This is a genomic window from Stenotrophomonas sp. 05N37, from assembly GCF_056397365.1.
The window spans coordinates 156,981-180,160 of the sequence record NZ_JBFTNG010000007.1 but is presented as its reverse complement, the minus strand read 5'-3'; the positions used below and the strand labels follow the sequence as shown (position 1 = coordinate 180,160).

The 23,180-nt window shown below is 71.0% G+C and carries 20 protein-coding genes; 12 read left to right on the top strand and 8 right to left on the bottom strand.

Annotated features, from left to right (window positions below; all coding sequences use genetic code 11):
• Positions 1-66 precede the first annotated feature (66 nt).
• A complete protein-coding gene (locus AC1DGC_RS17365) occupies positions 67-2,631 on the bottom strand; it encodes a methyl-accepting chemotaxis protein (protein WP_478048440.1) in 2,565 nt (854 codons plus the stop codon).
• 260 nt (positions 2,632-2,891) lie between these two features.
• On the opposite strand from AC1DGC_RS17365, the gene AC1DGC_RS17360 reads away from it, so the two are divergent.
• The 3 genes from AC1DGC_RS17360 (at position 2,892) to AC1DGC_RS17350 (ending at position 5,796) form a co-directional block, all read left to right on the top strand.
• Complete coding sequence (locus AC1DGC_RS17360; RefSeq protein ID WP_478048439.1) at positions 2,892-3,692, top strand: arylamine N-acetyltransferase family protein; 801 nt, start codon at positions 2,892-2,894, stop codon at positions 3,690-3,692.
• Between the two features lie 152 nt (positions 3,693-3,844).
• Positions 3,845-4,696 (top strand): AraC family transcriptional regulator, encoded by an 852-nt coding sequence (locus AC1DGC_RS17355; RefSeq protein WP_259210125.1) that lies wholly within the window; start codon positions 3,845-3,847, stop codon positions 4,694-4,696.
• Positions 4,687-5,796, top strand: coding sequence for an alpha/beta hydrolase family protein (locus AC1DGC_RS17350; RefSeq protein WP_478048438.1), 1,110 nt, complete (start codon positions 4,687-4,689; stop codon positions 5,794-5,796). The genes AC1DGC_RS17355 and AC1DGC_RS17350 overlap by 10 nt, the downstream gene beginning before the upstream one ends.
• Before the next feature lie 55 nt (positions 5,797-5,851).
• Here the strand turns inward: AC1DGC_RS17350 and AC1DGC_RS17345 are convergent, their stop codons facing one another.
• Positions 5,852-6,460, bottom strand: a complete 609-nt coding sequence (locus AC1DGC_RS17345; protein ID WP_259210123.1) for a M23 family metallopeptidase — start codon at positions 6,458-6,460, stop codon at positions 5,852-5,854.
• 164 nt (positions 6,461-6,624) lie between these two features.
• Here AC1DGC_RS17345 and AC1DGC_RS17340 point away from each other — a divergent pair, with 164 nt between their 5' ends.
• The 6 genes from AC1DGC_RS17340 (at position 6,625) to AC1DGC_RS17315 (ending at position 12,902) form a co-directional block, all read left to right on the top strand.
• Positions 6,625-6,768, top strand: a complete 144-nt coding sequence (locus AC1DGC_RS17340) for a hypothetical protein (RefSeq protein WP_259210122.1) — start codon at positions 6,625-6,627, stop codon at positions 6,766-6,768.
• A complete protein-coding gene (locus AC1DGC_RS17335) occupies positions 6,765-6,944 on the top strand; it encodes a hypothetical protein (protein ID WP_394164064.1) in 180 nt (59 codons plus the stop codon). Before AC1DGC_RS17340 ends, AC1DGC_RS17335 begins: the two co-directional genes overlap by 4 nt.
• Positions 6,945-6,969: 25 nt before the next feature.
• Positions 6,970-7,605 (top strand): biliverdin-producing heme oxygenase, encoded by a 636-nt coding sequence (locus AC1DGC_RS17330; RefSeq protein WP_478048437.1) that lies wholly within the window; start codon positions 6,970-6,972, stop codon positions 7,603-7,605.
• A gap of 179 nt (positions 7,606-7,784) precedes the next feature.
• Entirely contained in the window at positions 7,785-10,019 is a 2,235-nt protein-coding gene (locus tag AC1DGC_RS17325) for an ATP-binding protein (RefSeq protein ID WP_478048436.1), read from the top strand.
• Positions 10,016-10,489: a response regulator gene (locus AC1DGC_RS17320; RefSeq protein WP_259210116.1), complete on the top strand. Its 474-nt coding sequence runs from the start codon at positions 10,016-10,018 to the stop codon at positions 10,487-10,489. The genes AC1DGC_RS17325 and AC1DGC_RS17320 overlap by 4 nt, the downstream gene beginning before the upstream one ends.
• Positions 10,482-12,902, top strand: a complete 2,421-nt coding sequence (locus AC1DGC_RS17315) for a hybrid sensor histidine kinase/response regulator (protein WP_478048435.1) — start codon at positions 10,482-10,484, stop codon at positions 12,900-12,902. The genes AC1DGC_RS17320 and AC1DGC_RS17315 overlap by 8 nt, the downstream gene beginning before the upstream one ends.
• A 22-nt stretch (positions 12,903-12,924) precedes the next feature.
• Here AC1DGC_RS17315 and AC1DGC_RS17310 read toward each other — a convergent pair whose 3' ends face one another.
• Together AC1DGC_RS17310 and AC1DGC_RS17305 are read right to left on the bottom strand one after the other, a co-directional pair.
• Positions 12,925-13,566 (bottom strand): response regulator transcription factor, encoded by a 642-nt coding sequence (locus AC1DGC_RS17310; RefSeq protein ID WP_478048434.1) that lies wholly within the window; start codon positions 13,564-13,566, stop codon positions 12,925-12,927.
• On the bottom strand, positions 13,563-14,666 hold the full coding sequence (locus tag AC1DGC_RS17305) for a sensor histidine kinase (protein ID WP_478048433.1): 1,104 nt from the start codon (positions 14,664-14,666) through the stop codon (positions 13,563-13,565). The genes AC1DGC_RS17310 and AC1DGC_RS17305 overlap by 4 nt, the downstream gene beginning before the upstream one ends.
• A 147-nt stretch (positions 14,667-14,813) precedes the next feature.
• On the opposite strand from AC1DGC_RS17305, the gene AC1DGC_RS17300 reads away from it, so the two are divergent.
• From AC1DGC_RS17300 to AC1DGC_RS17290, 3 genes are all read left to right on the top strand, one after another.
• On the top strand, positions 14,814-15,236 hold the full coding sequence (locus tag AC1DGC_RS17300; protein WP_478048432.1) for a DUF2141 domain-containing protein: 423 nt from the start codon (positions 14,814-14,816) through the stop codon (positions 15,234-15,236).
• 37 nt (positions 15,237-15,273) lie between these two features.
• A complete protein-coding gene (locus AC1DGC_RS17295; RefSeq protein WP_478048431.1) occupies positions 15,274-16,797 on the top strand; it encodes a carotenoid oxygenase family protein in 1,524 nt (507 codons plus the stop codon).
• 547 nt (positions 16,798-17,344) lie between these two features.
• Complete coding sequence (locus tag AC1DGC_RS17290) at positions 17,345-20,155, top strand: PAS domain-containing hybrid sensor histidine kinase/response regulator (protein ID WP_478048430.1); 2,811 nt, start codon at positions 17,345-17,347, stop codon at positions 20,153-20,155.
• Positions 20,156-20,188: 33 nt separating this feature from the next.
• Here AC1DGC_RS17290 and AC1DGC_RS17285 read toward each other — a convergent pair whose 3' ends face one another.
• The 4 genes from AC1DGC_RS17285 to AC1DGC_RS17270 are packed head-to-tail and all read right to left on the bottom strand — an operon-like array spanning position 20,189 to position 23,179.
• The gene (locus AC1DGC_RS17285) at positions 20,189-20,890 is read right to left on the bottom strand and encodes a glycosyltransferase family 2 protein (RefSeq protein ID WP_449335105.1); all 702 of its coding nucleotides are present in this window, start codon (positions 20,888-20,890) and stop codon (positions 20,189-20,191) included.
• Entirely contained in the window at positions 20,887-21,474 is a 588-nt protein-coding gene (locus AC1DGC_RS17280; protein WP_394164055.1) for a class I SAM-dependent DNA methyltransferase, read from the bottom strand. Before AC1DGC_RS17280 ends, AC1DGC_RS17285 begins: the two co-directional genes overlap by 4 nt.
• On the bottom strand, positions 21,471-22,229 hold the full coding sequence (locus tag AC1DGC_RS17275) for a PIG-L deacetylase family protein (protein ID WP_259210103.1): 759 nt from the start codon (positions 22,227-22,229) through the stop codon (positions 21,471-21,473). The genes AC1DGC_RS17280 and AC1DGC_RS17275 overlap by 4 nt, the downstream gene beginning before the upstream one ends.
• Positions 22,217-23,179: an acyl-CoA dehydrogenase middle domain-containing protein gene (locus AC1DGC_RS17270; RefSeq protein ID WP_478048429.1), complete on the bottom strand. Its 963-nt coding sequence runs from the start codon at positions 23,177-23,179 to the stop codon at positions 22,217-22,219. Before AC1DGC_RS17270 ends, AC1DGC_RS17275 begins: the two co-directional genes overlap by 13 nt.
• Position 23,180: the final 1 nt, after the last annotated feature.

Below are 23,180 nucleotides of genomic sequence, written 5' to 3'. Positions count from 1 at the left end.
GCAGGATAGTGAGCACCGACGCACGCGGCCAGTGAAGGCAGGTGAGTGCCAGGTGTACGGCAGCGGCTACACGGCCGCCAGTCGCGCCGGCGGCCGTGCTGCGGGCGTGGCCAGCACGAACGCGGCCACCGCCTCGGACAGCAGCGCGGCCTGGCGCTCCATGGCATGTGCCGAGGCCGAGGCCTCTTCCACCAGTGCCGCGTTCTGCTGGGTGCTGCCGTCCATCTGCAGCAGCGTCTGCCCGACCTGCTCGATGCCGGCGCTCTGCTGCTGCGAGGCGGCCGAGATGCTGGCCATGATCGCGCTGACCTGCTGCACGCTGCCCAGGATCTGGCCCATGGTGGCACCGGCCTGGTCCACCTGCCGGGTACCGGCGGCCACGGTGTCCACCGAGGTCTCGATCAGGCCCTTGATCTGCCGCGCGGCGTCGGCGCTGCGCTGGGCCAACAGGCGCACCTCGCCGGCTACCACCGCGAAACTGCGGCCCTGCTCGCCCGCGCGTGCCGCTTCCACCGCCGCGTTCAAGGCCAGGATGTTGGTCTGGAAGGCGATCCCGTCGATCACGCTGGTGATGTCGGCGATGCGGCGGGAGGCCTGCGCGATCTCTTCCATTCGCGCGACCACCTGGGCCACCGACGCACCGCCCTGCTGGGCGATGCCGGTGGCCTGCACCGCCAGCCGGTTGGCCTGCTGGGCGGCATCGGCGTTCTGGCGCACGGTGGCGGTGAGTTCCTCCATCGAGGAGGCGGTTTCTTCCAGGTGTGCGGCCTGGCGCTCGGTGCGCCCGGCCAGGTCCTGGGTGCCGGACACGATCTCCCCGGCCGCGCCATTGATCGCCAGCGAGGCCTGCTGGATACGGGCAACGATGTCGGTGAGCTGTTGCACGGTGGCGTTGGCGTCGTCGCGCATCTGTGCGAACACGCCGTCGAACTGGCCCTGCATGCGGACCCGCAGGTCGCCCTGGGCCAACGCGGAGAGCAGCGCCTGCAGCCCGGAAAGATTGCCCTGGAAGGTTTCCAGCAGGCGGTTGATGCTCACGGCCAACGTCAGCACGAAGCCCTGCTTGCCAGCCACGTCGATGCGCCCGTGCAGCTGGCCGCGCGCGGCCGCGTCGACCAGCGCGGCCACTTCGGTTTCCACCGTGGTTTCCAGCGCGCGGCTGCGCCATTCCACCGCGGCACCCAGGCACTGCTCGTGGTCGATGATCGGGGTGACCACCAACTGGTAGCGCGTGCCGGCGTGTTCGATCTCGTGTGTGGCCGGCGCGTTGCCCCCGCCGGTTGCCTCGATCCGGGCAAAGGCCGGATGCAGTGCCGACGCCGGTCGCCCGCGCCAGTCGGCATCGGTGGTCGCCAACGCGGCCAGCAACGCACGGTTGAGCAGGGTGATGCGCCCCTCCGGGTCGATCACCATCACCCCCGTCTGGGCGCTGTCCAGGGCCTGGCGCGCACGTGCGTTGTCGCGTGCGGCGGCGCGCTCGGCATCGATCCGCTCGCGCAGGCGCTGCTGCATGTGGACCAGCCGTTGCGCGAGCTGGCCGATCTCGTCGTACGGGTTGTGCACGGTGAGCACGCTGTCCAGGCGGTCCTCGGCGATGTCCTCGGCGAAACGCAGGGTATCGGCGATCGGCCGGCGTACCGCGCGCAGCACCAGCACCAGGCTGGCGATCAGCACCACGGCCACCAGTGCCAGGGTGAGGCCGAATACCACGGTCATCGCACGTGCCTGCCCATGTTGCCGGGCGCGTGCCGCGTCCAGCGCCAGGGTCTGTGCGCGCTGCAACCGCTGCAGCGCCGGGGCGATCTGCGCGGCGCTCTCGGCCAGGGACTGGGCCTCCACGTCCAGTCCCACCCGCGCCGCGGTGTAGGCCAACAGCGCACCTTGATACGCGTCCATGCCCGCACGCAGGGCGTCCTGGCGGGCCGCGGGCAGCGCGGCGGCCGACAACGCCAGCTCGAACGGCAGCTTGGCTTCGCTGGCGCGGTCGGTATGCGCCGAATCACCGCTGAGCAGCAACAGGGCCTCCTGGCGCCGCATCGCCTGCCAGTGTGCCGCCAGTGCCGCCGGTGCGGCGTCACCGAGCTGTGCGTCCAGTGCAGCGGCGCTGGCCTCCAGCTGCGCGCGCAACCCGTCCTCGCCACGGCCCATTTCGTCGGCGCGTTCATTGAGGGTGGCGATGCCGTCGGCAAAGGCCTGCACGCGCTCTGCCAGGCCGCGCAGCGCAGCGGCGCTGCCCGGGTCGTGCGGCGTGCGCTGCAGCGATGCCAGCGAGTGTTGCAACTGCCGTTGTGCCTGGTGCAATGCACTGCGGTCGGCATCGTCGAAGCTGATCGCATAGCGGGTCTGCAGGCGCCGCGCCTCGGCGACCTCGGTGGCCAGCGCAGCGGCCTGCGCCGCGTCCTGCTGGTGGGCGGCGAAGGTCGCTGCGGCGTGGGCGCTGTCATAGCGCGTCCAGGCGTAGACGAGGGCGACCACCAGCAGGCCGCTGCCGCAGACCACCAGCGCGGCCTTGAGCTTGCGTGCGACACTGAAGCGGCGCAGCGAGGCGGCCAGCGCGGCCAGCGGTCGGAACGAAGGGTGTTGGCCCAGGCGGGCAAGCGCAGGCAACGGGCGGCGGGGAACGACCGACATCACGTACTCCAGGCGGAAAGACGCATCGGTATCGGCCGGCCGGGCGCAGACTTTAGCGGCAGGTTCAAGCGGCGACCCGCGCGTGCCGCCGATGGCCCGTTGTAGCGGGCGCAGGCGACGGCACGATGACGGCAGGCGGTCTGGCGGTGCCGGCGTTCAGCCACCCGCCGCCTCGTGCCTTGACCTCAACCGTGGTTGAGCCGGCACAGTGCACGCACCTTCCCTCCGATGGTCTGCCGATGGATCCGCACGTTCTTGCCATGTACCTGTCCCGGCTCGGCATGGACGGCATGCCAACGCCCACCCTGGCCACGCTGGCCCAGCTGCAGGCACGCCACAACGCCTGTTTTCCGTTCGAAACGCTGACCACGCTGCTGCGCGATGCGGTCGCCATCGACCTGCCCAGCGTGCAGCACAAGCTGCTGCAGGAAGGGCGTGGCGGGTATTGCTACGAACTCAACGGGATGTTCCTGGCGCTGCTGCACGCCGTGGGCTTCGACGCCCGCGCGATCAGCGCGCGGGTGGTGATGGGCCAGACCACGGACACGGCGACACCCCGCACGCACATGCTGGTGCTGGTGCGCATCGAGGGGGTGGAGTACATCGCCGACGTGGGCTTTGGCGGCACTACCCCGACCGGCCCGTTGCGGCTCGACCACCGCTTTGCGCAGGCCACGCCACACGCGCGCTACCGGCTGGACCTGCAGTCACCGTATTACCTGCTGCAGGTCGAGATCGGCGGGGAATGGCGGCCGCTGTACCGGTTCGACCTGGCGGTACAGGAACCGGTCGACCATGTCCTGGGCAACTGGTACGTCTGCACGCACCCGGCCTCCTCGTTTCCCGGACAACTGCGGGCGGCGCTGGCCGGCCCGGGCTGGCGGCGTACGCTCGGTGCGGGGGTCTACAGCGTGCATCGCATCGGGGAGCCGAGCGAGCGCCGCCCGCTGGCGGACGTGCAGGACGTGCTGACGGTGCTGCGCGATGCCTTCGGGATCACCGTCCCCACCCATCCGCGCCTGCACGATGCGATCGCGGCATGGTTGCGCGGCGTGGCTTGACGGCCAGGTGCAGGCGGGTGCGGCAGGCGGCTCAGGCCAGGAGGGAGCTGGCGCCGGGGATGGCGGCGGGGAAGCGGCCACCGCAAGAACGGCCAAGCGGGCCCGCGCGTGCTCGGCTACGCTGCGGGCCTGTCCATCGACACGGAGCCGGCATGAGCGCGGCGCACAGGGCCCTGTGGTACATCGAAAGCCATCACGCCGAGCCGATCGGGCTGGCCGACGTGGCGCGGGTGGTGGGGCTGTCGCCGTTCCACCTGTCGCGGTTGTTCCAGGCTGCCACCGGCACGGCGCTGGTGCGCTACCTGCGGGGCCGTCGCCTGAGCCAGGCGGCACGCCAACTGGCCGGCGGTGCCGAGGACATCCTCAAGGTCGCACTGGATGCGTGCTACGCCTCGCACGCCACGTTCACCCGCGCCTTCGGCGAGCAGTTCGGCCGCACGCCCGAGCACGTGCGCGCGCACGGGCTGGGCGACATCGCGCTGGTGGAGGCGATCAAGCTCGATGACGTGGTCGTGCCGTGCGCGCAGCCGCCCCGGATCCAGACGGCCGGGCCGCTGCAGGTGGCCGGGATCGGGGCGCGCCACCATGCCGCGTCGGTGGCCGGGATTCCCTCGCAGTGGCAGGCGCTGGCGCTGCAGTGCACGCATGCGGGTGCCGTCCGCTACGGCGTGTGCTGCAACAGCGATGCCGAGGGCGGCTTCGACTACATCGCCGGCATCGAGGTGGCGGACGCGTCCGCAGTGCCGCCAGGATGGCAGCGGGTGCGCATACCGGCGCAACGCTACGTGGTGGCCTGGCACGCGGGCCATATCTCCGCGATACGCTCGACCTGGTACTGGCTGTTGAACCACTACCTGCCCATGGCCGGGCTCAGCCTGGCCGACGGCCCCGAACTGGAGCGCTACGACGCGCGCTTCGACGCCACCACCGGCCACGGCGGCATGCAGATCTGGCTGCCGCTGGCCGATCCCACATCCTGCAAGGAAACGACCGCATGCGCCTGATCGTACCGCTGCTTTGCCTGCTGCTCTGCATGACCAGCACCGCGGCGGTTGCCGCACCGCCACCGGCACCGGTGGGGGAGCGCCATGGCGTGGCCCAGCTTGCGAGCGCCGCGGTGCGCGATGCCGGCCAGCGCGATACGGTGCGCTACACCGTGTGGTATCCGGCCACGGCCGATGCCCGCGAGCTGCCGATCACCATCGGGCCGGCGGAGGCACCGTTGTTCGAGGTCGGCCGCGCCGCGGCCGATGCCAGCATCGCGCCCGGCCGGCTGCCCACCGTGCTGCTGTCGCACGGCAATGGCGGCAGCGCGCGGATGATGGGCTGGTTCGGCACCGCGCTGGCACGCGCCGGCTACCTGGTGATCGCCGTGGACCATCCCGGCAACAACGGCGTGGACGCGATGACGGCGGCCGGCAGCCTGCTGAGCTGGGAGCGCGCCGAGGACCTCAAGGCCGCACTGGCGGCGGTGCAGGCCGACCCGCAGCTGGGGCCGCACGTGGATGCCGGCCGGCTGGGCGTGGCCGGCTTCTCGGCCGGCGGCTTCACCGCGCTGGTCGCGGCGGGCGCACGCGTGGACCTGGCGCAGCTGATCGCGTTCTGCCGCGCCCATCCGGACGATGGCGTGTGCCGGCCGCAGCAGGAATCGCCGGACATGACGCTGGAGGCGCGTATCGCCACCGCCGCAGCGCCCGCGCTGGCGCCTTACATGGCCGCCTCGTCCGCAGACCACCGCATCCCCGGCGTACGCGCGGTGTTCGTGATGGCGCCGGCGATCGTGCAGGCATTGACCCCGGCGCACCTGCGCACGTTGCCGCAACCGCTGTCCATCCTGGTCGGCGATGTCGATGACGTCGCGCCGCCGGTGAGCAACGCCGAGGTGCTCGCCGCGCTGGTCCCGGAGGCCGGCCTACGGGTGCTGGCCGACGTGGGTCATTACGATTTCCTGGCGATCTGCACCCCGGCGGGCCAGCGGGCGATGCCGCCGCTGTGCAGCGGCACGGCCTCCCGCCAGGCCACCCACGCCGCTGCCATCGCGCAGGCGATCCATCTGTTCGGGGAGGCGCTGGCGCCGGTGAACGACACGCCGCCTGCGCGCTAGAGCTGGTGACCAGGTGGCCTGGACCGCACCGGCCCGGCCGGAGCGGCCGCTGCGATCATGGGTCCTTCGGCGGCGTGCCGGTTGCTGCCGGCGTCCACGCACGCAGCAACGGCAAGGGGTCGTAGGCACCGTCGGCGCCGTAGATGCCCCAGTGCAGGTGCGGCGGCGTGCCCTTGGCGTTGCCACTGTCGCCCACGTAGCCGAGCAGCGTGCCCGCCTCCACCACCTCGCCACGTGCCAGGCCCTCGCGCCAGCCCTCCAGGTGCGCGTAGTAGTAACGCTCGCGCGCCGGGCCCAGCACCCAGACCTGGCGCCCGCCCAGCCCGCCGTCGCGGATGTCGGCCACCACCCCCGGCCCGGCGCTGCGTACCGGCGTGCCGCGTTTGGCGAAGATATCCACCCCGGCATGGGTGCGATCGCGCCCGCGTGGCGCGCCGAAGGTATCGGCGATGCGCCGTGCGGCCACCCCCTCGACCGGTACCGGCAGCGCGCTCGGCGCCGGCATCCGCGACACCGTCCACAGCGCCCGCGGCAGCTGTGCCCAGCGGCTGTTCCAGAGCATGCCCACCGCCAGGGCGCACAGGGCCAGGACGAGCAGGCGCAGCAGCCAACGGCGCAGGCGGCGCGCGGGGGACGGTGGATCGGGACGCAGATCAGGGGCCATCGTGACTCCAGCAGGCGGCGGCGGAGGGCCGCGGCTAACCACCACGAGGGTACAAAGCCATTGTGGGGCGGGCATGAAGTGATGCAGGCGGTAGCGCAGGATGGACGGGGGCTTCACGGGGAATCTGCTGAACTGCAGCTGTCGCCCGTGAATATCGACACATCATGAACACCGCATTCAAGATTTTCCTGCTGGTCGGCGCCGTGCTGTATGGGCTGCCGGGGCTGGTGTGGTGGATCAACCACCGCCGCGCCATCCGCGCCCGGCGGGATGTGCCCGCCTTGGGTGCCGACAGGTCGCCCACGTGAGCCTGACCAGCACGCAGCGCCGCATCCTGGAGGACATCAACGCCACCCGCCCGGTCTCGGACCAAGAGGCGAACTGGGCGGTGACCGCCGGCTATGCCGCGCAGGCCGAGGATGGCGATATCGATCTCACCCAGGAAGGCCGCCGCCAGGTCGATTCCAGCCAGTTGCAGCGCTGAGGTCCCGCGCGGGCGCGTTGGTAGCATGCCCGCTGCACTCCTGCCCGCCCTACCCGTGCCCGTTCCCCACCCGATCCCGCTGCCCGATCCGCCGCCGGCCCTGTCGCGCGCGCAGCGCCTGAAGGCACGCACCGACCAGGCCCATCGCCGCGTGGACGAGCGCATCCTGGGCCTGGGCATCTTCGACAGCCGCGCTGCGTTTGCACGCTTCGTCCGCGTGCAGCATCGCCTGCATGCCGATGTGCAGGGCCTGTACGCGTGCCCCGTGCTGTTGCGGCAGCTGCCGAGCCTGGCGGGACGGCAGCGGCTGTCGCTGATCGAACGCGACCTGGCCGACCTGGACGTGCCCGTCCCCGACCCGTCTGCCGCGACGCCGGACCTCGGCACGCTCGCCCATCGCCTGGGCTGGCTGTACGTGGTGGAAGGCTCGGCGCTCGGCGGCGCGGTGCTGTTGAAGATGGCCGCCCGGCTGGGCCTGCACGAGGATTTCGGCGCGCGCCACCTGGCCCCCGCAGCACAAGGGATTGCCGCGACATGGCGACGCTTCGCCGCCGAACTGGACGCCATCGTGCTGGAGCCGCCGCAGGAAACCGCCGTGCTGCAGGGCGCGGAGGACGCGTTCGCCCGCGTGGTGCACCACGTCGAGGCCGAATTCCGCTGACGCCACCGTCGTCACGCCGCCGCCCCAGGCGCGCCCGTTCGTCACCGGTAGCCGCCCCTCAATATGCCAAGCTATGGGGCTGTTCCACGCCGCATCGGCGTAGGCGCTGCCGCCGGGCCTTGCCTCCGCGGTCTCGCCGGAGCGGTTCTGTTACGAAGGCAATGGGTGGAGTCAACAGCATGTCATCACGCAATTCCAGCCACATCCCCCTGGATCTGAGCAGTTGTGCCAGCGAGCCGATACGCACGCCGGGCGCCATCCAGCCCTACGGGATGATCCTCGTGCTGGAGCACGGCAGCCTGACGGTGAAGGCGCGCGCGATCGCACGCGCGGAGGTGTTGGAGGCATACGGCGATCCGCTGGGGCATCCGATCGACCGCGTACTCGGCGGTGCGCTGGCGCACTGCCGCCCCCTGCTGGACGCGATGGACGCCGGGGCCACGCAGTTCCTGGGCGCGCAGGCCATCGGCGCCCACGGCGCCCACCAGGTGCTGGCGCATCGCGTTGGCGAAGACGTCATCGTCGAGCTGGAGGAGCCCGTGGCGGGCGAACCGGGCTCGCTGGAAGACCTGTACCCGTCGATCCGCCGCTTCATGGAGGCGATCGAACGCGCCCCCACCCTTGCCGAGCTGTGCGACATCGCCGCGACGCATATCCGCCAGCTCACCGGGCTGGACCGCGTGCTGGTGTACCGGTTCGACGAGGACTGGAACGGCGCGGTGGTGGCCGAGGACCGCAACGACGTGCTGCCCAGCTACCTGGACCTGCGCTTCCCCGAGTCGGACATCCCGGCGCAGGCGCGCGAGCTTTATCGCCAGAACCGCGTCCGGCTGATCGCCGACAACAACTACCAGCCGGTGCCGTTGGTGCGTGCCGCAGGCGACGCCGCCGCGCCGCCCACCGACCTGAGCCCGGTGTCGCTGCGCAGCGTCTCGCCGGTGCACCTGCAGTACATGCGCAACATGGGGACCGGCGCCTCGATGTCGGTGTCGCTGCTGCGCGAAGGCCAGCTGTGGGGGCTGATTTCCTGCCACAACCAGCAGCCACGGCGGGTGCCGTACCACGTCCGCACCGCGTGCGAGTTCATCGGGCAGATCCTGTCCCTGCAGATCGCGCTGAAAGAGCGCGCGCTGGGCGTGGAGCAGCGCATCGCCCGCCGCGCCATCCAGGTGCGCCTGCTGGCGCGCATGGCCGGCGACCAGGATTTCATGGCGGCCCTGGGCCGCGACCGGCACAGCCTGCTGGCACTGACCGAATCGGCCGGCGCGGCGATCGTGCACCGTGGCGAATGCATCCTGCATGGCGAGTGCCCCAGCCAGCCGCAGGTGATGCAGCTGGTGCAATGGCTGGCCGCCCAGCAGCACGAGGGCGACCTGTTCTTCACCGAGCGCCTGCCCTCGCTATGGCGGGAGGCCGACGCCTTCGCCGACGTGGCCAGCGGCGTGCTGGCCATTTCCATCTCGCAGGTGCACGACAGCTTCGTGCTGTGGTTCCGCCCGGAAGTGGTGCGCACCGTGCGCTGGGGGGGCGACCCGCGCAAGGAGGCCACCGGCATGCTCACCCCGCGGACCTCGTTCGAAGGGTGGAAGGAAACGGTGCGCCGGCAATCGCTGCCCTGGAACGCCGTCGACCGCGACGCCGCGCTGGAACTGCGCGCGGCCATCGTGGACATCGTGCTGCGCAAGGCCGAGGAAATGGCCGCGCTCAACGAACAGCTCCTGCGCAGCAACAAGGAGCTCGAAGCGTTCTCCTACTCGGTCAGCCACGACCTGCGTGCGCCGTTCCGCCACATCGTCGGCTATTCCGAACTGCTGTGGGCCTCGGCCAGCGAAAGGTTGAACGATTCAGAAAAGAGATTCCTCGACACCATCGTCGAGTCTGCACAATCTGCCGGAACACTGGTGGATGACCTGCTCAGCTTCTCGCAGATGGGCCGGTCCACGATGGGTCAGATTTCCATGGACATGACCGCCCTGGTCGAAGATGTCCGGCACAAGCTGGACATGGAATACGCCGGCCGCTCGATCCAGTGGCAGGTGCCGTCGCTGCCGCGCGTGCAGGCCGACCCCGGCATGCTGCGGCTGGTCTGGCAGAACCTGCTGGCCAACGCGATCAAGTTCACCCGCGATACGCCGCAGCCGATGATCGAGGTGGGCCACCAGCGCAGCGACACCGAGGACGTGTTCTTCGTCCGCGACAACGGCTGCGGGTTCGACATGCGCTACGTCGACAAGCTGTTCGGCGTGTTCCAGCGCCTCCACCATTCGGACGAATACGAAGGCACCGGCATCGGCCTGGCCAATGTGCACCGCATCATCACCCGCCACGGCGGCCGCACCTGGGCCGAGGGCGAGGTGGGCAGCGGGGCGACGTTCTTCTTCACCATCCCCTTTGCTACTGGAGACAACCTATGAGAGATCTGCGACCGATTCTGCTCGTGGAAGACAACCCGAAAGACGCTGAGCTGACCATGGCCGCCCTCGCACGCTGCCAGCTGCTGAACGACGTGACCCATGTCCGGGATGGCGTGGAAGCGCTTGAGTACCTGCGTTGCCAGGGCCAGTACGAGGGCGCCCTGCATGGCGGCCCGGTGGTGGTACTGCTGGACCTCAAACTGCCCAAGCTCAACGGACTGGAAGTCCTCAAGGAAATCCGCTCCGACGCCGCATTGAGCAGCACGCCCGTGGTGATGCTGACCTCCTCGCGCGAAGAGCAGGACCTGATCCGCAGCTACGAACTGGGCGTGAACGCCTTCGTGGTCAAGCCGGTGGACTTCAAGGAGTTCCTGGAGGCCATCCAGGGCCTGGGCATGTTCTGGGGCATCACCAATCAACCGCCGCCGCACGGAACCCTGTTCGGCGCCAAGAGCAGAAAAGATGGCTGACGCTGCACCGGGTACACCGATCCGCATCCTGATGGTCGAAGACAACGCGCTGGATGCCGAACTGATCGCACTGCAGCTCGGCCGCGCCGGGCTGCCGTTCACCGTCGAACGCACCTGGACGCACCAGGGCATGCTGGACGCGCTGCGCGGCGGCGGGTTCGACGTGATCCTGGCCGACCACGTGCTGCCCGGCTTCGATGGCGACGCCGCGCTGGCACTGGCCTGCGAGATCGCCCCCGGCATTCCCTTCATCTTCGTCTCCGGCACCCTCACCGAAGACCTGGCGGTGAAAGCGCTCAAGCGCGGCGCGCGCGACTACGTGGTCAAGGCGCGCCTGCAGCGCCTGCCCGACGCCATCGTGCGCGCCATTGGCGAGGCCGAAGAACGCCGCCGGCTGCTGCAGGTGGAAGCCGAGCTGCGCGACAGCCACCAGCGGATGCGCCTGATCACCGATTCGCTGCCCGCGCTGATCGCCTATTTCGGCCAGGATCACCGCTACCGCTTCGCCAACCAGGCCTATTTCGAGTGGCATGGTCGCGAGCCGCAGAGCCTGGTCGGCATGCATGCCCGCGAGATCGTCGGCGACGCGGCCTTCGAGAAGATGCAGGCACATCTGGACAAGGTGCTTCAGGGTGAGAAGGTCAGCTTCGAAACGCTGTCCCAGCGTGGCGGCGCCACGCCGCGGCATGCGCAGGTGGACTGCGTGCCCGAACTGGGCCCGGACGGCACGGTCATGGGCTACTACGCGATGGCCCGCGACATCAGCGACCTGAAGCAGGCCCAGGCGCTGCTCACGGCCAGCAACGAATCCCTTGAGCGCCAGGTGGCCGAGCGCACCTCGGCCCTGCACCGCAGCGAGAGCCGGCTGCAGGCGCTGTTCGAATCCAGCTTCCAGCACCAGAACCTGCTGACCCTGGATGGCCGGATCATCGACACCAACTCCGCCTCGCTGGCCGCCATTTTGGCCACCAAGCAGGACGTGCACGGTGCGATCTACTGCGAATCGGCGTGGTTCGCCGATACCGAGGGCGTGCCCGCGATCGTCTGCCAGGCCGTGCTGGACGCGGCGGCCGGGATCGCCTCCCGGCACGAGCTGGAACTGCGCCTGCCCACCGGCAAGCGCGCCTTCGAGTTCTCCTTCCGGCCGCTGCTCGACCACCAGGGCAAGGTGACGGCGGTGGTGTCCGAAGCGGTCGAGACCACCGCGCGCCGCCAGGCCGAGGAGGCCCTGCGCCAGAGCCAGAAGATCGAGGCCGTCGGCCAGCTCACCGGTGGCATCGCGCACGACTTCAACAACATCCTCACCGTGATCGCCGGCAACGTGGAATACGCCCAGCTGTTGATCGACCGGCTCGGCGACAGCGCCGGCAACGCCGGGCGTGCGCTCGACAACGCGCTCAAGGGCGTGATGCGCGCGGCCAACGTCACCCAGCGCCTGCTCGCCTTCTCGCGCCGCCAGCCGCTGCGCAACCTGCCGGTGGACCTCAACGCGCAGGTCAGCGACATGCAGGACATGCTCAAGCGCTCGCTGGGCGAACTGGTGCAACTGGAAATGCTGCACAGCCCGGACATCTGGTGCGTGGAGATCGATCCCAGCCAGCTGGAGGCGTCGGTGCTCAACCTGGCCGTCAATGCCCGCGACGCGATGCCCGAGGGCGGCCGGCTCACCATCGAGGTGGACAACGCCCACCTGGACGATGATTTCAGCGCGCAGAATCCGGACGTGCCCCCGGGCCAGTACGCGATGGTGCGCGTGCGCGACAGCGGCCACGGCATGTCCGCCGAGACCGTGGCCCGGGTGTTCGAGCCCTTCTTCACCACCAAGGAGGTGGGCCGCGGCACGGGCCTGGGGCTGTCGATGGTGTATGGCTTCGTCAAGCAGTCCGGTGGCCATGTGCTGCTGGATTCCGCCCCGGGCGCCGGCACCACCATCACCATGCTGTTCCCGCGCTCGGCCGCGCCGCTGCCCGACAGCCGGCCGCTGGAAGAACCGCGGCAAGGCCTGTACCAGGTGCTGGAAGACACCACGATACTGGTGGCCGAGGACAACGACGACGTGCGCGCCTACACCGTGGAGACCCTGCGCCAGCTCGGCTACCGCGTACTGGAAGCACACGATGGCCCGTCCGCCATGCGCCTGCTGGAACGCACCGACGTCGCCGTGGACCTGCTGTTCTCGGACATCGTGATGCCGGGGATGTCCGGCTGGGAGCTGGCCAAGCGCGCGCTGCAGCACAAGCCGGAGCTGCATGTACTGTTCACCTCCGGCTACCCGCGCGACATCGATGCCAGCGGCACGGTCGGCAGGAACATCGCGATCCTGCCAAAGCCGTTCACCCGCAGCGACCTGGCCGGATCGATCCGGCTGGCGCTGCAGGACGAGGGCGCCGGCACGGCGGCCGGGTCGCCGTAGCGCGGCGATCCGCTGCCGTCCCTCAGATGACCCGCAGCGTGATCGCCTTCAACACCGCGCGGGTGCGGTCGCGCGTGCCGAGCTTGTCCAGGATGGTGGACACGTAGTTTTTCACCGTGCCCTCGGCCAGGAACAGGCTGCGCGCGATCTCCTTGTTGGAATAGCCGCCGGCCAGCAGCCGCAGGATCGCCACTTCCTTCTCGCCGAAGGTATCGCTGGGCGGTGCCTCGTCGTGGAAGCGATAGCGCGCACGCACCGGGTCGGTACTGACCGGCTGCAGCAGGGTGTCGCCGCGTGCAACCCGCACGATCGCCTCGTGCAGGTCTTCCGGTGCGGCATCCTTGAGCATGAAGCCCTGCGCGCCGGCCTCGCTGGCGCGCAGCAGCAGGTCGCTTTCGTCGAAGGTGGTCAGCAGCAGCCACGGCGTGCGGTCGCCACGTGCGCGCAACTGCTGCAACGCCTGGATGCCGTCCAGGCCGGGCATGCGGATGTCGCTGAGCACCACGTCCACCGGCTGGGCCAGCAGCCCATCCAGCAGCGTCTGGCCGTCATCGGCCTCCAGCACCACCTGCACGCCCAGGCCCTGGAGCAGCGCGCGCAGGCCCGCGCGGACCAGCGCCTGGTCGTCGGCCAGGGCCACGCGCAACGCCGTGGCCGCGCTCATGCCGGCAACCGCGCGGTGAGGTGCATGCCACCGGCGTCGGTCCGGGCCAGTTCCAGCGTGCCGTGCAGCTCGGCGAGCCGCTCGCGCATGCCGGTGATGCCGTTGCCTTCGCGGATGCGCTCGGCGCGCTGGCCGTCGTCGCGGATGTCGATGCGCACGCCGTCGTCCTCGTTGTCGATGTCCAGCCATACCGTAGCGGCATCGCCATGCCGGGCGGCATTGGTCAACGCTTCCTGCGCCAGCCGCAGCACCGCGTCGGCGACGATGGGGTGGGTGATGCGCACGCGCGCGTCGATGCGCACGCGCAGGCCCGGGCGTGGGAACGGCGCCGCCAGCGCCTGCAGCGCAGTGGCCAGGTCCAGGCCGCGCTCATCGCGCATGGACTGCACCACGCGGCGGATATCGCCGAGCAGCTCACCGGACAGGCGTTCGGCCTGCACCAACGGCTCGCGGCCGGCCAGCGCGGGGTCGGCGGCCAGCGCGCGCAGGTTCAGGCGCATCGCGGTGAGCGTGTGCCCGGCCACGTCGTGCAGCTCGCGCGCCAGCCGCAAGCGCTCGGCGTCGCGGGCACCATCGGCCAGCAGGGTGCGCGTGGCGAGCAGGTCCGCGTTGACCCGCGCCAGCGCGTCGCGGGCCTGCTCGGCGCTGCGCGCGTAATGCGCGGTGAGCGCGGCGAACGCCTGGAAGCCGGCGTAGATCGCCACGATCAGCAAGGGCTGGGTGAAGCCGCTGTGGCGCAGCACCAGGTACAGGACCACGTTGAGCACCACCGTGGTGGCCAGCACCACGCGCGGCGGCCAGTGCTCGGCCAGGTGCGCCACCAGCACCACCAGCAGCACCGGCACGGTGCCCACGCGCGGTTCCAGCCAGGCCAGCCACAACGCCAGCAGTGCCTGCACCACATCGCTGGCCAGGCGCAGCGGGGTGCGCGGTGGCAGGTGGTCGTAGGCCAGGAACAGGGCGATGAACACCCCGAGCACGCCCCAGCGCAGCGCGCCGTCGGCGTCGGAGGGCAGGCCCAGCGACAGCCCTACCCCCACGATGGTGAGCAGGCCGGCGAGGCTGAGCGGGCTGATGAGGGTGCGCAGGAAAGCAGGCATGTCCGCATGCTGCCCGTGCAGTGCCCCATGCGGCAATGGCCCGCGTGCAGAAAGTGACTTCCGGCACTGCGGATCGATGACCACTGGGCATGGGGCCGCGCCACGCGGCTGGGCAGACTGGCCCCACACCCAACCCGAGCCACCGCCATGATCCGCAACGCCCTGTTCTGCCTCCCGTTCGCCGGCCTGCTGCTGGCCGCCTCCGCCTCGGCCGGCGACCTGCAGGTGGACCTGCACGGCATCCGCGTCCATACCGGCACCGTGCGCCTGGCGGTGGTGGATGGCACGGCCGGCTGGGACGGCAAGGCCGCGCCGGTCCAGGCGCAGCGCCTGGCGCCCAGCACCGATGACGCGCACGTGGTGTTCAAGAACCTGCCGGCCGGCGACTACGCCGTGCTGGTCACCCACGACGAGAACGACAACGGCGCGCTGGACACCAACATCGTTGGCATCCCGGTCGAGGGCTACGGCTTCAGCAACAACCCGCAGGTGCAGCGCAAGCCCACCTTCGACGAAGCCCGCGTGCACGTGCCGGCCGACGGCGCGGCGATCAGCATCGCGCTGCGCTGATCGCCCGCCGTCCTCCCCGCCAACCTTGAGACCCCGCATGGACCGCCGACGTTTCCTCCGCTCGCTGCTTTCGGCCACCACCACCGCCCTGCTCGGCGCCACCGCGCTGCGCAGCCTGCCCGCCTTCGCCGGCGATGCCGCCAGCTTCGCCGCCGCCCGCCAGCAGCATCCGTGGCTGACCGGCTGGCGCAGCGTCGACAGTGAAACCCTGGGGCCGGCCACGGTGCCCCTGCAGGGCCGCCTGCCGCAGGGCCTGGCCGGCACGCTGTACCGCAACGGCCCGGCCTGGACCGAGCGCAACGGCTTCCGCTACGACCACTGGTTCGATGGCGACGGCATGGTGCACGGGTGGCACTTCAACGGCGATGGCACGCTCACCCACCGCGCGCGCATGGTGGCCACGCCCAAGTTCACCCGCGAGCAGAAGGCCGGGCGCTTCCTGTACCCGGCCGCCGGCACGGTGGTGCCGGACATGCAGCCGGTGCGCAACAACGACGACGCCAACGCCGCCAACACGTCGGTGATCAACATCAACGGCCGCCTGTTCGCGCTGTGCGAAGCCGGCTCGGCCTTCGAACTGGACCCGGATGAGCTGACCACGCTCGGCCCGACCACCTGGCGCCCGGACCTGGCCAGCGTGCCGTTCTCGGCGCACCCGCTGGTGGACCGCGACGGCACGGTGTGGAACTTCGGCTCGCTGTCGCTGCTGGGCGGCACCGGCCTGCTGGTCTGGAAGATCGGCGCGGACGGCCAGCTGCGCTCGGCCAGCGTGCTGGACACGCCGTTCATGGGCTACCTGCATGCCTTCGCCATGACCGACGCGCACCTGGTCTTCATGCTGATGCCGTTCGACTACAGGCAGGGCGGCGGCGCGTTCTTCGAGCGCCTGGCCTTTGCCCCGGACCGCCCCTGCCGCATCGCCGTCGTGCCCAAGGCCGCCCCGGACAGCGCGCAGTGGTTCGAGGCCGCGTTCACCGCCGCCTACCATTTCGGCGATGCCTACCAGCGCAACGGCCGCATCGTGATGCGCACCGTCCGCCACGACGACATCAACGAGGCGCGCTCGCCCATGCAGGCGGCCATGGCCGGCGATGCCGCGCACGCGGCCAACTCCAACGCATCGCTGCGCGAGCTGCACCTGGACCTGCGCACCGGCAAGGCGCACTGGGAAGACACCGGCATCACCGGCATCGAGTTCCCGCTGTTCGACACCCGCAGCACCGGCAGCCGCGGCGCCCGCCTGTACGCACCGGCCATGCACGGCGACACGAGCGCGCCCTACTTCAATGCGGTGGCCAGCTACGACGTGGACCGCGGCCGCCGCGAGGTCTACCGCTACGGCCGCGACATCCTGGCCGAGGAGCACGTGTTCGTACCGCGCCCCGGCAGCCGCAGCGCCGACGACGGCTGGCTGGTCGGCACCCTGCTGGACGCGGCCAGCCAACGCAGCGGCATCGCCGTGCTCGACGCCCGGCGCATCGACGAGGGCCCGTTGGCGCAGGCGTGGCTGCCGTACGCGGTGCCGCTCGGCTTCCACGGCACGTTCGCCGCGCGCGGCTGACGGCAGCGACGCACCGCTCAGCCGGCCGCGCCGCCGCTGAAGGCGTCCTTCGACCGCAGCTCATATGGCGCTCGGGCCGCGCGCCGGGCGCACCTGCGTTGTGCTCGCCCACCACGAGGAAGAGCACAGGAAGCGTGTCGGCACACTGCAGTTGGCCAGCGCCCTGGCCTGGGCCGGCACGACCCGGGCCCCGCCGGAAGACACCCCCGCCGCCACCGCAGCGCGGGCGCGCGCGGCGACGGACTTCTTCACGGACCCGCAACCCGGCGGCAGTGTCCTGTTGCCCAGGTGAAACGCGCGAGCGGATGTGCCCGAGCCAGCAGGCACCGCGACCCGCCCACGGCTTGCAGGAGCCAGAACCGGGGCGTCACCGCGTCGGTGCACGGGAGGGAAGCCGCACGCCGACCGGTCCCGCTGCGCCGGCCGGGGCCGTGCCGTGGTTCCCCATGCGCGGGCGGCGGCGCTACTCTAGGTCGCCTCCTCGCCTCGCCTCGCTGCATCTTCCGGGTGAACGCCTGGACTCCTCCCCTTTCACCGCGAGTACCCCGTGAGCGCTTCGCATTCTTCCGATCCACCAGGCGAGCGTGACACCGAGCGGGTCAACATGGCGCTGGCCGCCGGCGCCATCATCGGCACCTGGTTCTGGGACGTGGCCCAGGACAGCCTCACCGTCGACGATGCGCTGGCCCGCGTGCATGGCCTGGACCCGGCGCTGGCCCGCACCGAGCTGCGCCTGGAACAGGTGGTGGCCGCGGTGCATCCCGAGGACCGGCCCGGCCTGGCCGAGGCGATCGCCGAGGCCGTCCGTCGCGGCGGCCGCTACGCACACCAGTACCGTACCCGCAGCGCGGATGGACAGTACCGCTGGATCGAAGCCATCGGCCGGGTGGACCTGGATGCCGAGGGCAAGGCCATCGGTTTCCCCGGCGTACTCATCGACATCGACGAACGACGCCGGGTGGAAGCCGAGCGCGACCAGGCGCAAACCCTGCTGCGTTCCTTCGTGGAGGCTGCGCCCGGCGTGGTCTACGCCAAGGACCGGCAAGGCCGGATCCTGATCGGCAACCGCGGCACCACCGAGCTGATCGGCAGGCCGCCGGAAGCGTACGTGGGCCGCACCGATGCCGAACTGCTCGGCGACCCGGTGCAGGCCGCCACGGTGATGGCGACCGACGAGCGGGTGATGGCCAGCGGGCAGAGCGAGCAGCTGGAGGAAGAGGTCAGCTTTCCCGATGGCCGGCGCGCGCACTGGCTGTCCACCAAGTCGCCCCTGCGCGATGCCGACGGCAATGTGGTCGGGCTGATAGGCACCTCGCTGGACATCACCACGCGCAAGGTGGCCGAAGCGCGCCACCTGGAAGTGGAGGAGCGCTACCGGCTGGCCGCGCGCGCCACCAACGATGCGATCTGGGACTGGCGCATCAGCGATGGCCAGGTGATCTGGAACGAAGCGCTGGCCACCCTGTTCGGGCATGCGCACAGCGAGACCGATGCACAGTGGTGGCTGGACCACATCCATCCCGACGACCGTGCGCGGGTGGACGCCGGCATCCATGCCGTCATCGACGGCGACGGCGACGCGTGGTCGGCCGAATACCGGTTCCGCCGGGCCGATGGCAGCTACGCCGCCGTGCTCGACCGCGGTGCGATGCTGCGGGGCGCCGCCGGTGAGCCGGTGCGGATGATCGGCGCCATGCTCGACCTGTCCGGGCGCAAGGCCGCCGAGGCCGCCCTGGCCGACAGTGAAGAGCGCCTGCGCCTGGCCACCGAGGCCGGCGACATGGGCTTCTGGGACGTGGACCTCGTGCACGATGTGTTGATCTGGCCGGCACGGACCAAGGCGATGTTCGGCATCTCGCCGGACGTGGCCGTCTCCATGCGCGACTTCTACGGCGGCATCCACCCGGACGACCTGGCCATGACCAGCGCCGCGTTTGCCGCCGCGGCCGACCCCGCGCAGCGCGCGCGCTACGACGTGGAGTACCGCACCATCGGCAAGGAAGATGGCGTGGTGCGCTGGGTCGCCGCCAAGGGCCAGGGCCTGTTCGACGGCGATCGCTGCGTGCGCGTGGTGGGCGTGGCCATCGACATCAGCGCACGCAAGGCCGCCGATGCGCGCCTGCACGAATTGAACGAGCGCCTGGAAAGCCGCGTGGCCGAGGAAGTGGCCGAGCGCACGCGGGTGGAAGATGCGCTCCGGCAGAGCCAGAAAATGGAAGCGGTGGGCCAGCTGACCGGCGGCATCGCGCATGACTTCAACAACATGCTGGCCACGGTGATCGGCCCGCTGGACCTGCTGGCCCTGCGCCTGGGCGACAGCGACCCGCGCGCCACGCGCTACATCGACATGGCCATCGACGGCGCCAGCCGCGCCGCCCAGCTCACCCAGCGCCTGCTCGCGTTCTCACGCCAGCAGCCGCTGCAGCCGGTGCAGCTGGACGTGAACCAGCTGGTGGCCGGCATGTCGGACCTGCTGGTGCACTCGCTGGGCAGCCGCATCCATCTGGACACGGCGCTGGCCGACGACCTGTCGCCGGCGTTCGCCGATGCCAACCAGCTGGAGAACGTCATCCTCAACCTGGCCGTCAACGCGCGCGACGCCATGCCGGAGGGCGGTCATCTGCGGGTGGCCACCGCCAACTGCTGCATCGATGCGCCCGGCGACGACGCGCATCCCGACGTACCGCCCGGGCGCTACATCATGATCAGCGTGGCCGACAGCGGCCACGGCATGCCGCCGGAGGTGATCGCCAAGGCCTTCGATCCCTTCTTCACCACCAAGGGCGTCGGCCAGGGCACCGGGCTGGGGCTCTCGCAGGTGTACGGGTTCGTGAAGCAGTCCAGCGGCCACCTCAAGATCGCCTCGCAGGTGGGCCAGGGCACCACGGTGAAGGTGTACCTGCCGCGCCCGGTCGCGGCGATGGAGGCAGGCGACGCAGGCGATGCGGGCGGCGCGCAGGGGCCGGAGGGCACGGCAGCGCCGGGCGGCGACCGCGAGTTGATCCTGGTGGTGGACGACGAACCGGCCGTGCGGCAGTTCTCCATCGACGCCCTGAGCGAGATGGGCTACCCCGTGCTGGCCGCCGATGGCGCTGGCACGGCGTTGGCACTGCTGGATGCGCATCCGGCCATCGCCCTGCTGTTCACCGACGTGGTGATGCCGCAGGTCAACGGGCGCGAGCTGGCGGACGAAGCGCTGCGGCGGCGGCCGGACCTGCGGGTGTTGTTCGCCACCGGGTACAGCCGCAATGCGCTGGAGCGCGACGGCGTGCTCGACCCCAGCGTGCAGGTGATCGGCAAACCGTTCACCCTGGACGAACTGGCCACGCGGATACGCACGGTGCTGGCCAACGCCTGAGGCGGCTGCCGCACCGGCGTTTCCGCCGCCTCGTCAGCGCAGCAACGCCGGCGTCGGCAGCAAGGCCGTGCCTGCGTCCAGCACCTCGCGTTCCAGCGCGCGCAGGAACCCACTGAAGCCCTGCGGCGCCTTCGCCGCACGACGGGCGCTGGTGGCCACCGCCGGTCGCGCATGCCAGGCGATGCTGGCGCGGCTGCGCTGCAGCGCCTGCACCAGCGCCACGTCCTCGCCGGTGGCCAACGCCGCGAAGCCTCCTGCCGCCAGGTAGGCCGCGGCACTGACGCCCAGGTTGGCGCCATGCACGTGGCCGTGGCCGTCGCGGGCCACTTCCCGGCAGGCGAAGGCCTCGCGCACGGCCTGCGGGTAATCCAGCCAATCCACCACGTCCACTACCCCGCAGAAAGCGTCGGCACCGCAGCGCGTCTGCTTCCACACCCACTCCGGCGGCACCAGCGTGTCCGCGTCGGTGCTGGCGATCCAGCGCGCGCCCAGCGCCAGCGCGTGGTTGGCCGCCGCTGCCCGCGCCGCGCCCACGCAGCGCGCGTCCACGGTGATGGTGGCCGCCCCGAAGGAGGCGGCCACGGCCTCCGTGCCGTCGCTGCAGTCATCCAGGGCGACCACCGCCACGACCGGCTCACCCTGCAGACGCGGGTGCGCGCCGGCCACGTTGATCGCCGCCAGGCAGCGACCGATGTCCGCCACCTCGTTGTGGGCCGGGACGATCACCGCGATCATCGCAGGCCCTCCTGCTGCGCCACGCTGATCGGCTGCGTGCTCCAGCCCTGCAGGAGCAGGTCTTCATCCTGGTAGGTGAACGCCTCCCGCAGCGTGGCCGACAGGGCGCGGTGCACCTGCGGCGTGGTTGTGCGCGCTTCGTCGAACGGATGCCGCCAGTGGCAGGCCAGCAACAGCCCGTCATCGGCAAGGCTGGCATGCAGTTGCCGCGCCATCAGCGCCAGCGCCGTCGTGTCCAGGTAGTAGCCCACTTCGCTCACCACGATCAGGTCGAACCTGCCCGGCGGCCAGTCACCCGGGTGGTCGGCGCGTTGCAGCGTCACCCCCGGCCACGCCTGCGTGGAGATCGCGGCCTCGGCCAGCGCCTCGGCGCTGATGTCGGTGCCCAGCAAGGCATCGCAGCGTGCGGCGAGCGCGGCGGTGAGCACGCCGTTGGAACACCCCAGTTCCCATGCGCTGGCATAGCGCAGCCGGGGCAGGCACGCCAGGGTGAGCGCGCGCTTGCGCGCCTCGTACCAGCGGCTGCGGTAGTGAAAGGGGTCTGGCTGCTGGTACAGCTTCTGGAAGTAGTCGGCGGTACTCATCCGATCAGCACCTCGAACGCGCGCCGGAAACGCGCGGTCACGTGCGCCGGCAGGATCGGCTCGCAGTCCAGGCCCTCCACTGCGCCGGTCTGGGTGGCAAATGCCTGCATCGCGTCGTGCTTTCTTGCCTGCGCTGCGCGGCTCATCGGAATGCGCATCGCGCCCGGCCAGGGGCCGGTGGCGGCGCGTGGATCCAGCCAGTGCCAGGCCCACACCGGATACTGCAAACTGCGAATGCCACGCCCGCGGGCCGCCGCCTGCGCCGCACGCCCGGCCGCGTCATGGTCGGGGTGCGCGTCACCCACCCACGGCGCCACCAGCAGGTCCCCGGGCAGTGCCTGCGCGGCCAGTTGCGCGGCCAGCTCGGCCTCGTGGGTGGCCACGCTGCCGTCGGGCAGGCCGAGCGGGGTCACATGGGTGGCGTCCAGGCCCAACAGCCGCATCGCCGTGGCCAGCTCATGCCGGCGCGCATCGCGCAGGCGCGCCGCCGGCCACAACGGCGCATCCGGGTAACAGGCTTCCCCGTCGGTCACCGACACCACGTGCACCGCGATGTCCTGGGCCAGCGCAGCCTGCATCACGCCGGCGCACGCAAGCACTTCGTCATCCGGGTGCGGCGAGACCACCACCAGGCGGCGCACATCCCGCAGCACGCTGGCCGCGTCGTGTACCGGCAGCGCCTCCAACCAGGTGCAGGCGGCCCAGTCGGCCTCCAGGCTGCCCTGTCCTTCAATGCGTGGTCCTACAGCGTCCACGGCCCCTCCTGCGTCTGGACCGCACGGCCCAGTTCGGCCCAGTCACGGTCGGCATGGCTCTGCCGGATGAACACGGTGAGGTCGCTCCAACGGCGGGCATGTGCGGCGTCCAGGCACATCGGCGCCGGGCCAAGCGCGCGGCCCACGGCATCGAGTACCTGCGTGCAGCTGCGCTCGACCACGCTGCGCACGCGGATCACATCGGACTGGTGCGGCTGCGACGGCATCGCATCGATCCACGCCGCCAGCTCGCGGATGAGCGCGGCGGTGGCCTGCAATGCCATGTCCACATGTCCCAGCAAGGCGGCGGTCTGGCCGTCCCCGGCCACCCGCGGCGAGCGTTGCAGGGGCGCGGCCAGGGCCGCCGCCGCACCGTACCAGCACGCGGCGATGCCGGCCCCGCCATGCCAGAAGCCGGGGCGCGCGAGGTAGCCACCGGGTTTGCCGACGGCGATGGCAGGCACGTCGGTGAACTGCACGCTGCCGCTGGGAATGCGGCTCATCCCGGTGGCATGCCAGGTCTGCGGCTGCAGCAGGATGCCCGGTGCGTCGACGCGGATGCGCAGCAGCTGCGCACCGTCGTCACTGCGCGCGGTCACCAGCGCCTCATCCACCAGCCCGGCGCCGGAGCACCACGGCTTGGTGCCGTTGACCGTGCCGGTGGCCGGGTCGAAGTGAAGCGTTGCCTGCGGTCCTTCCGCCGCCCACACCGCCGCCAGCGCATCGGGCGGCAACGGCGCGGCGTGCAGATCGGCAAGGATCGCCTGCGCGTCGTAGTGCGCCTCCACTACCTTGGCCACGCACAGGTCATGCCCGGCGATGCCGGCAAGCGCACGCCAGCGCTCCAGCGTGTGCCCGCGCCCCGGCAGCGGCAGCGAGGGCTGCCGGGCCAGCACCTCGCGCGCATCGGCCTCCAGCGCGGGCGCGGCATGGTCGGAAAGCCGGTCCATG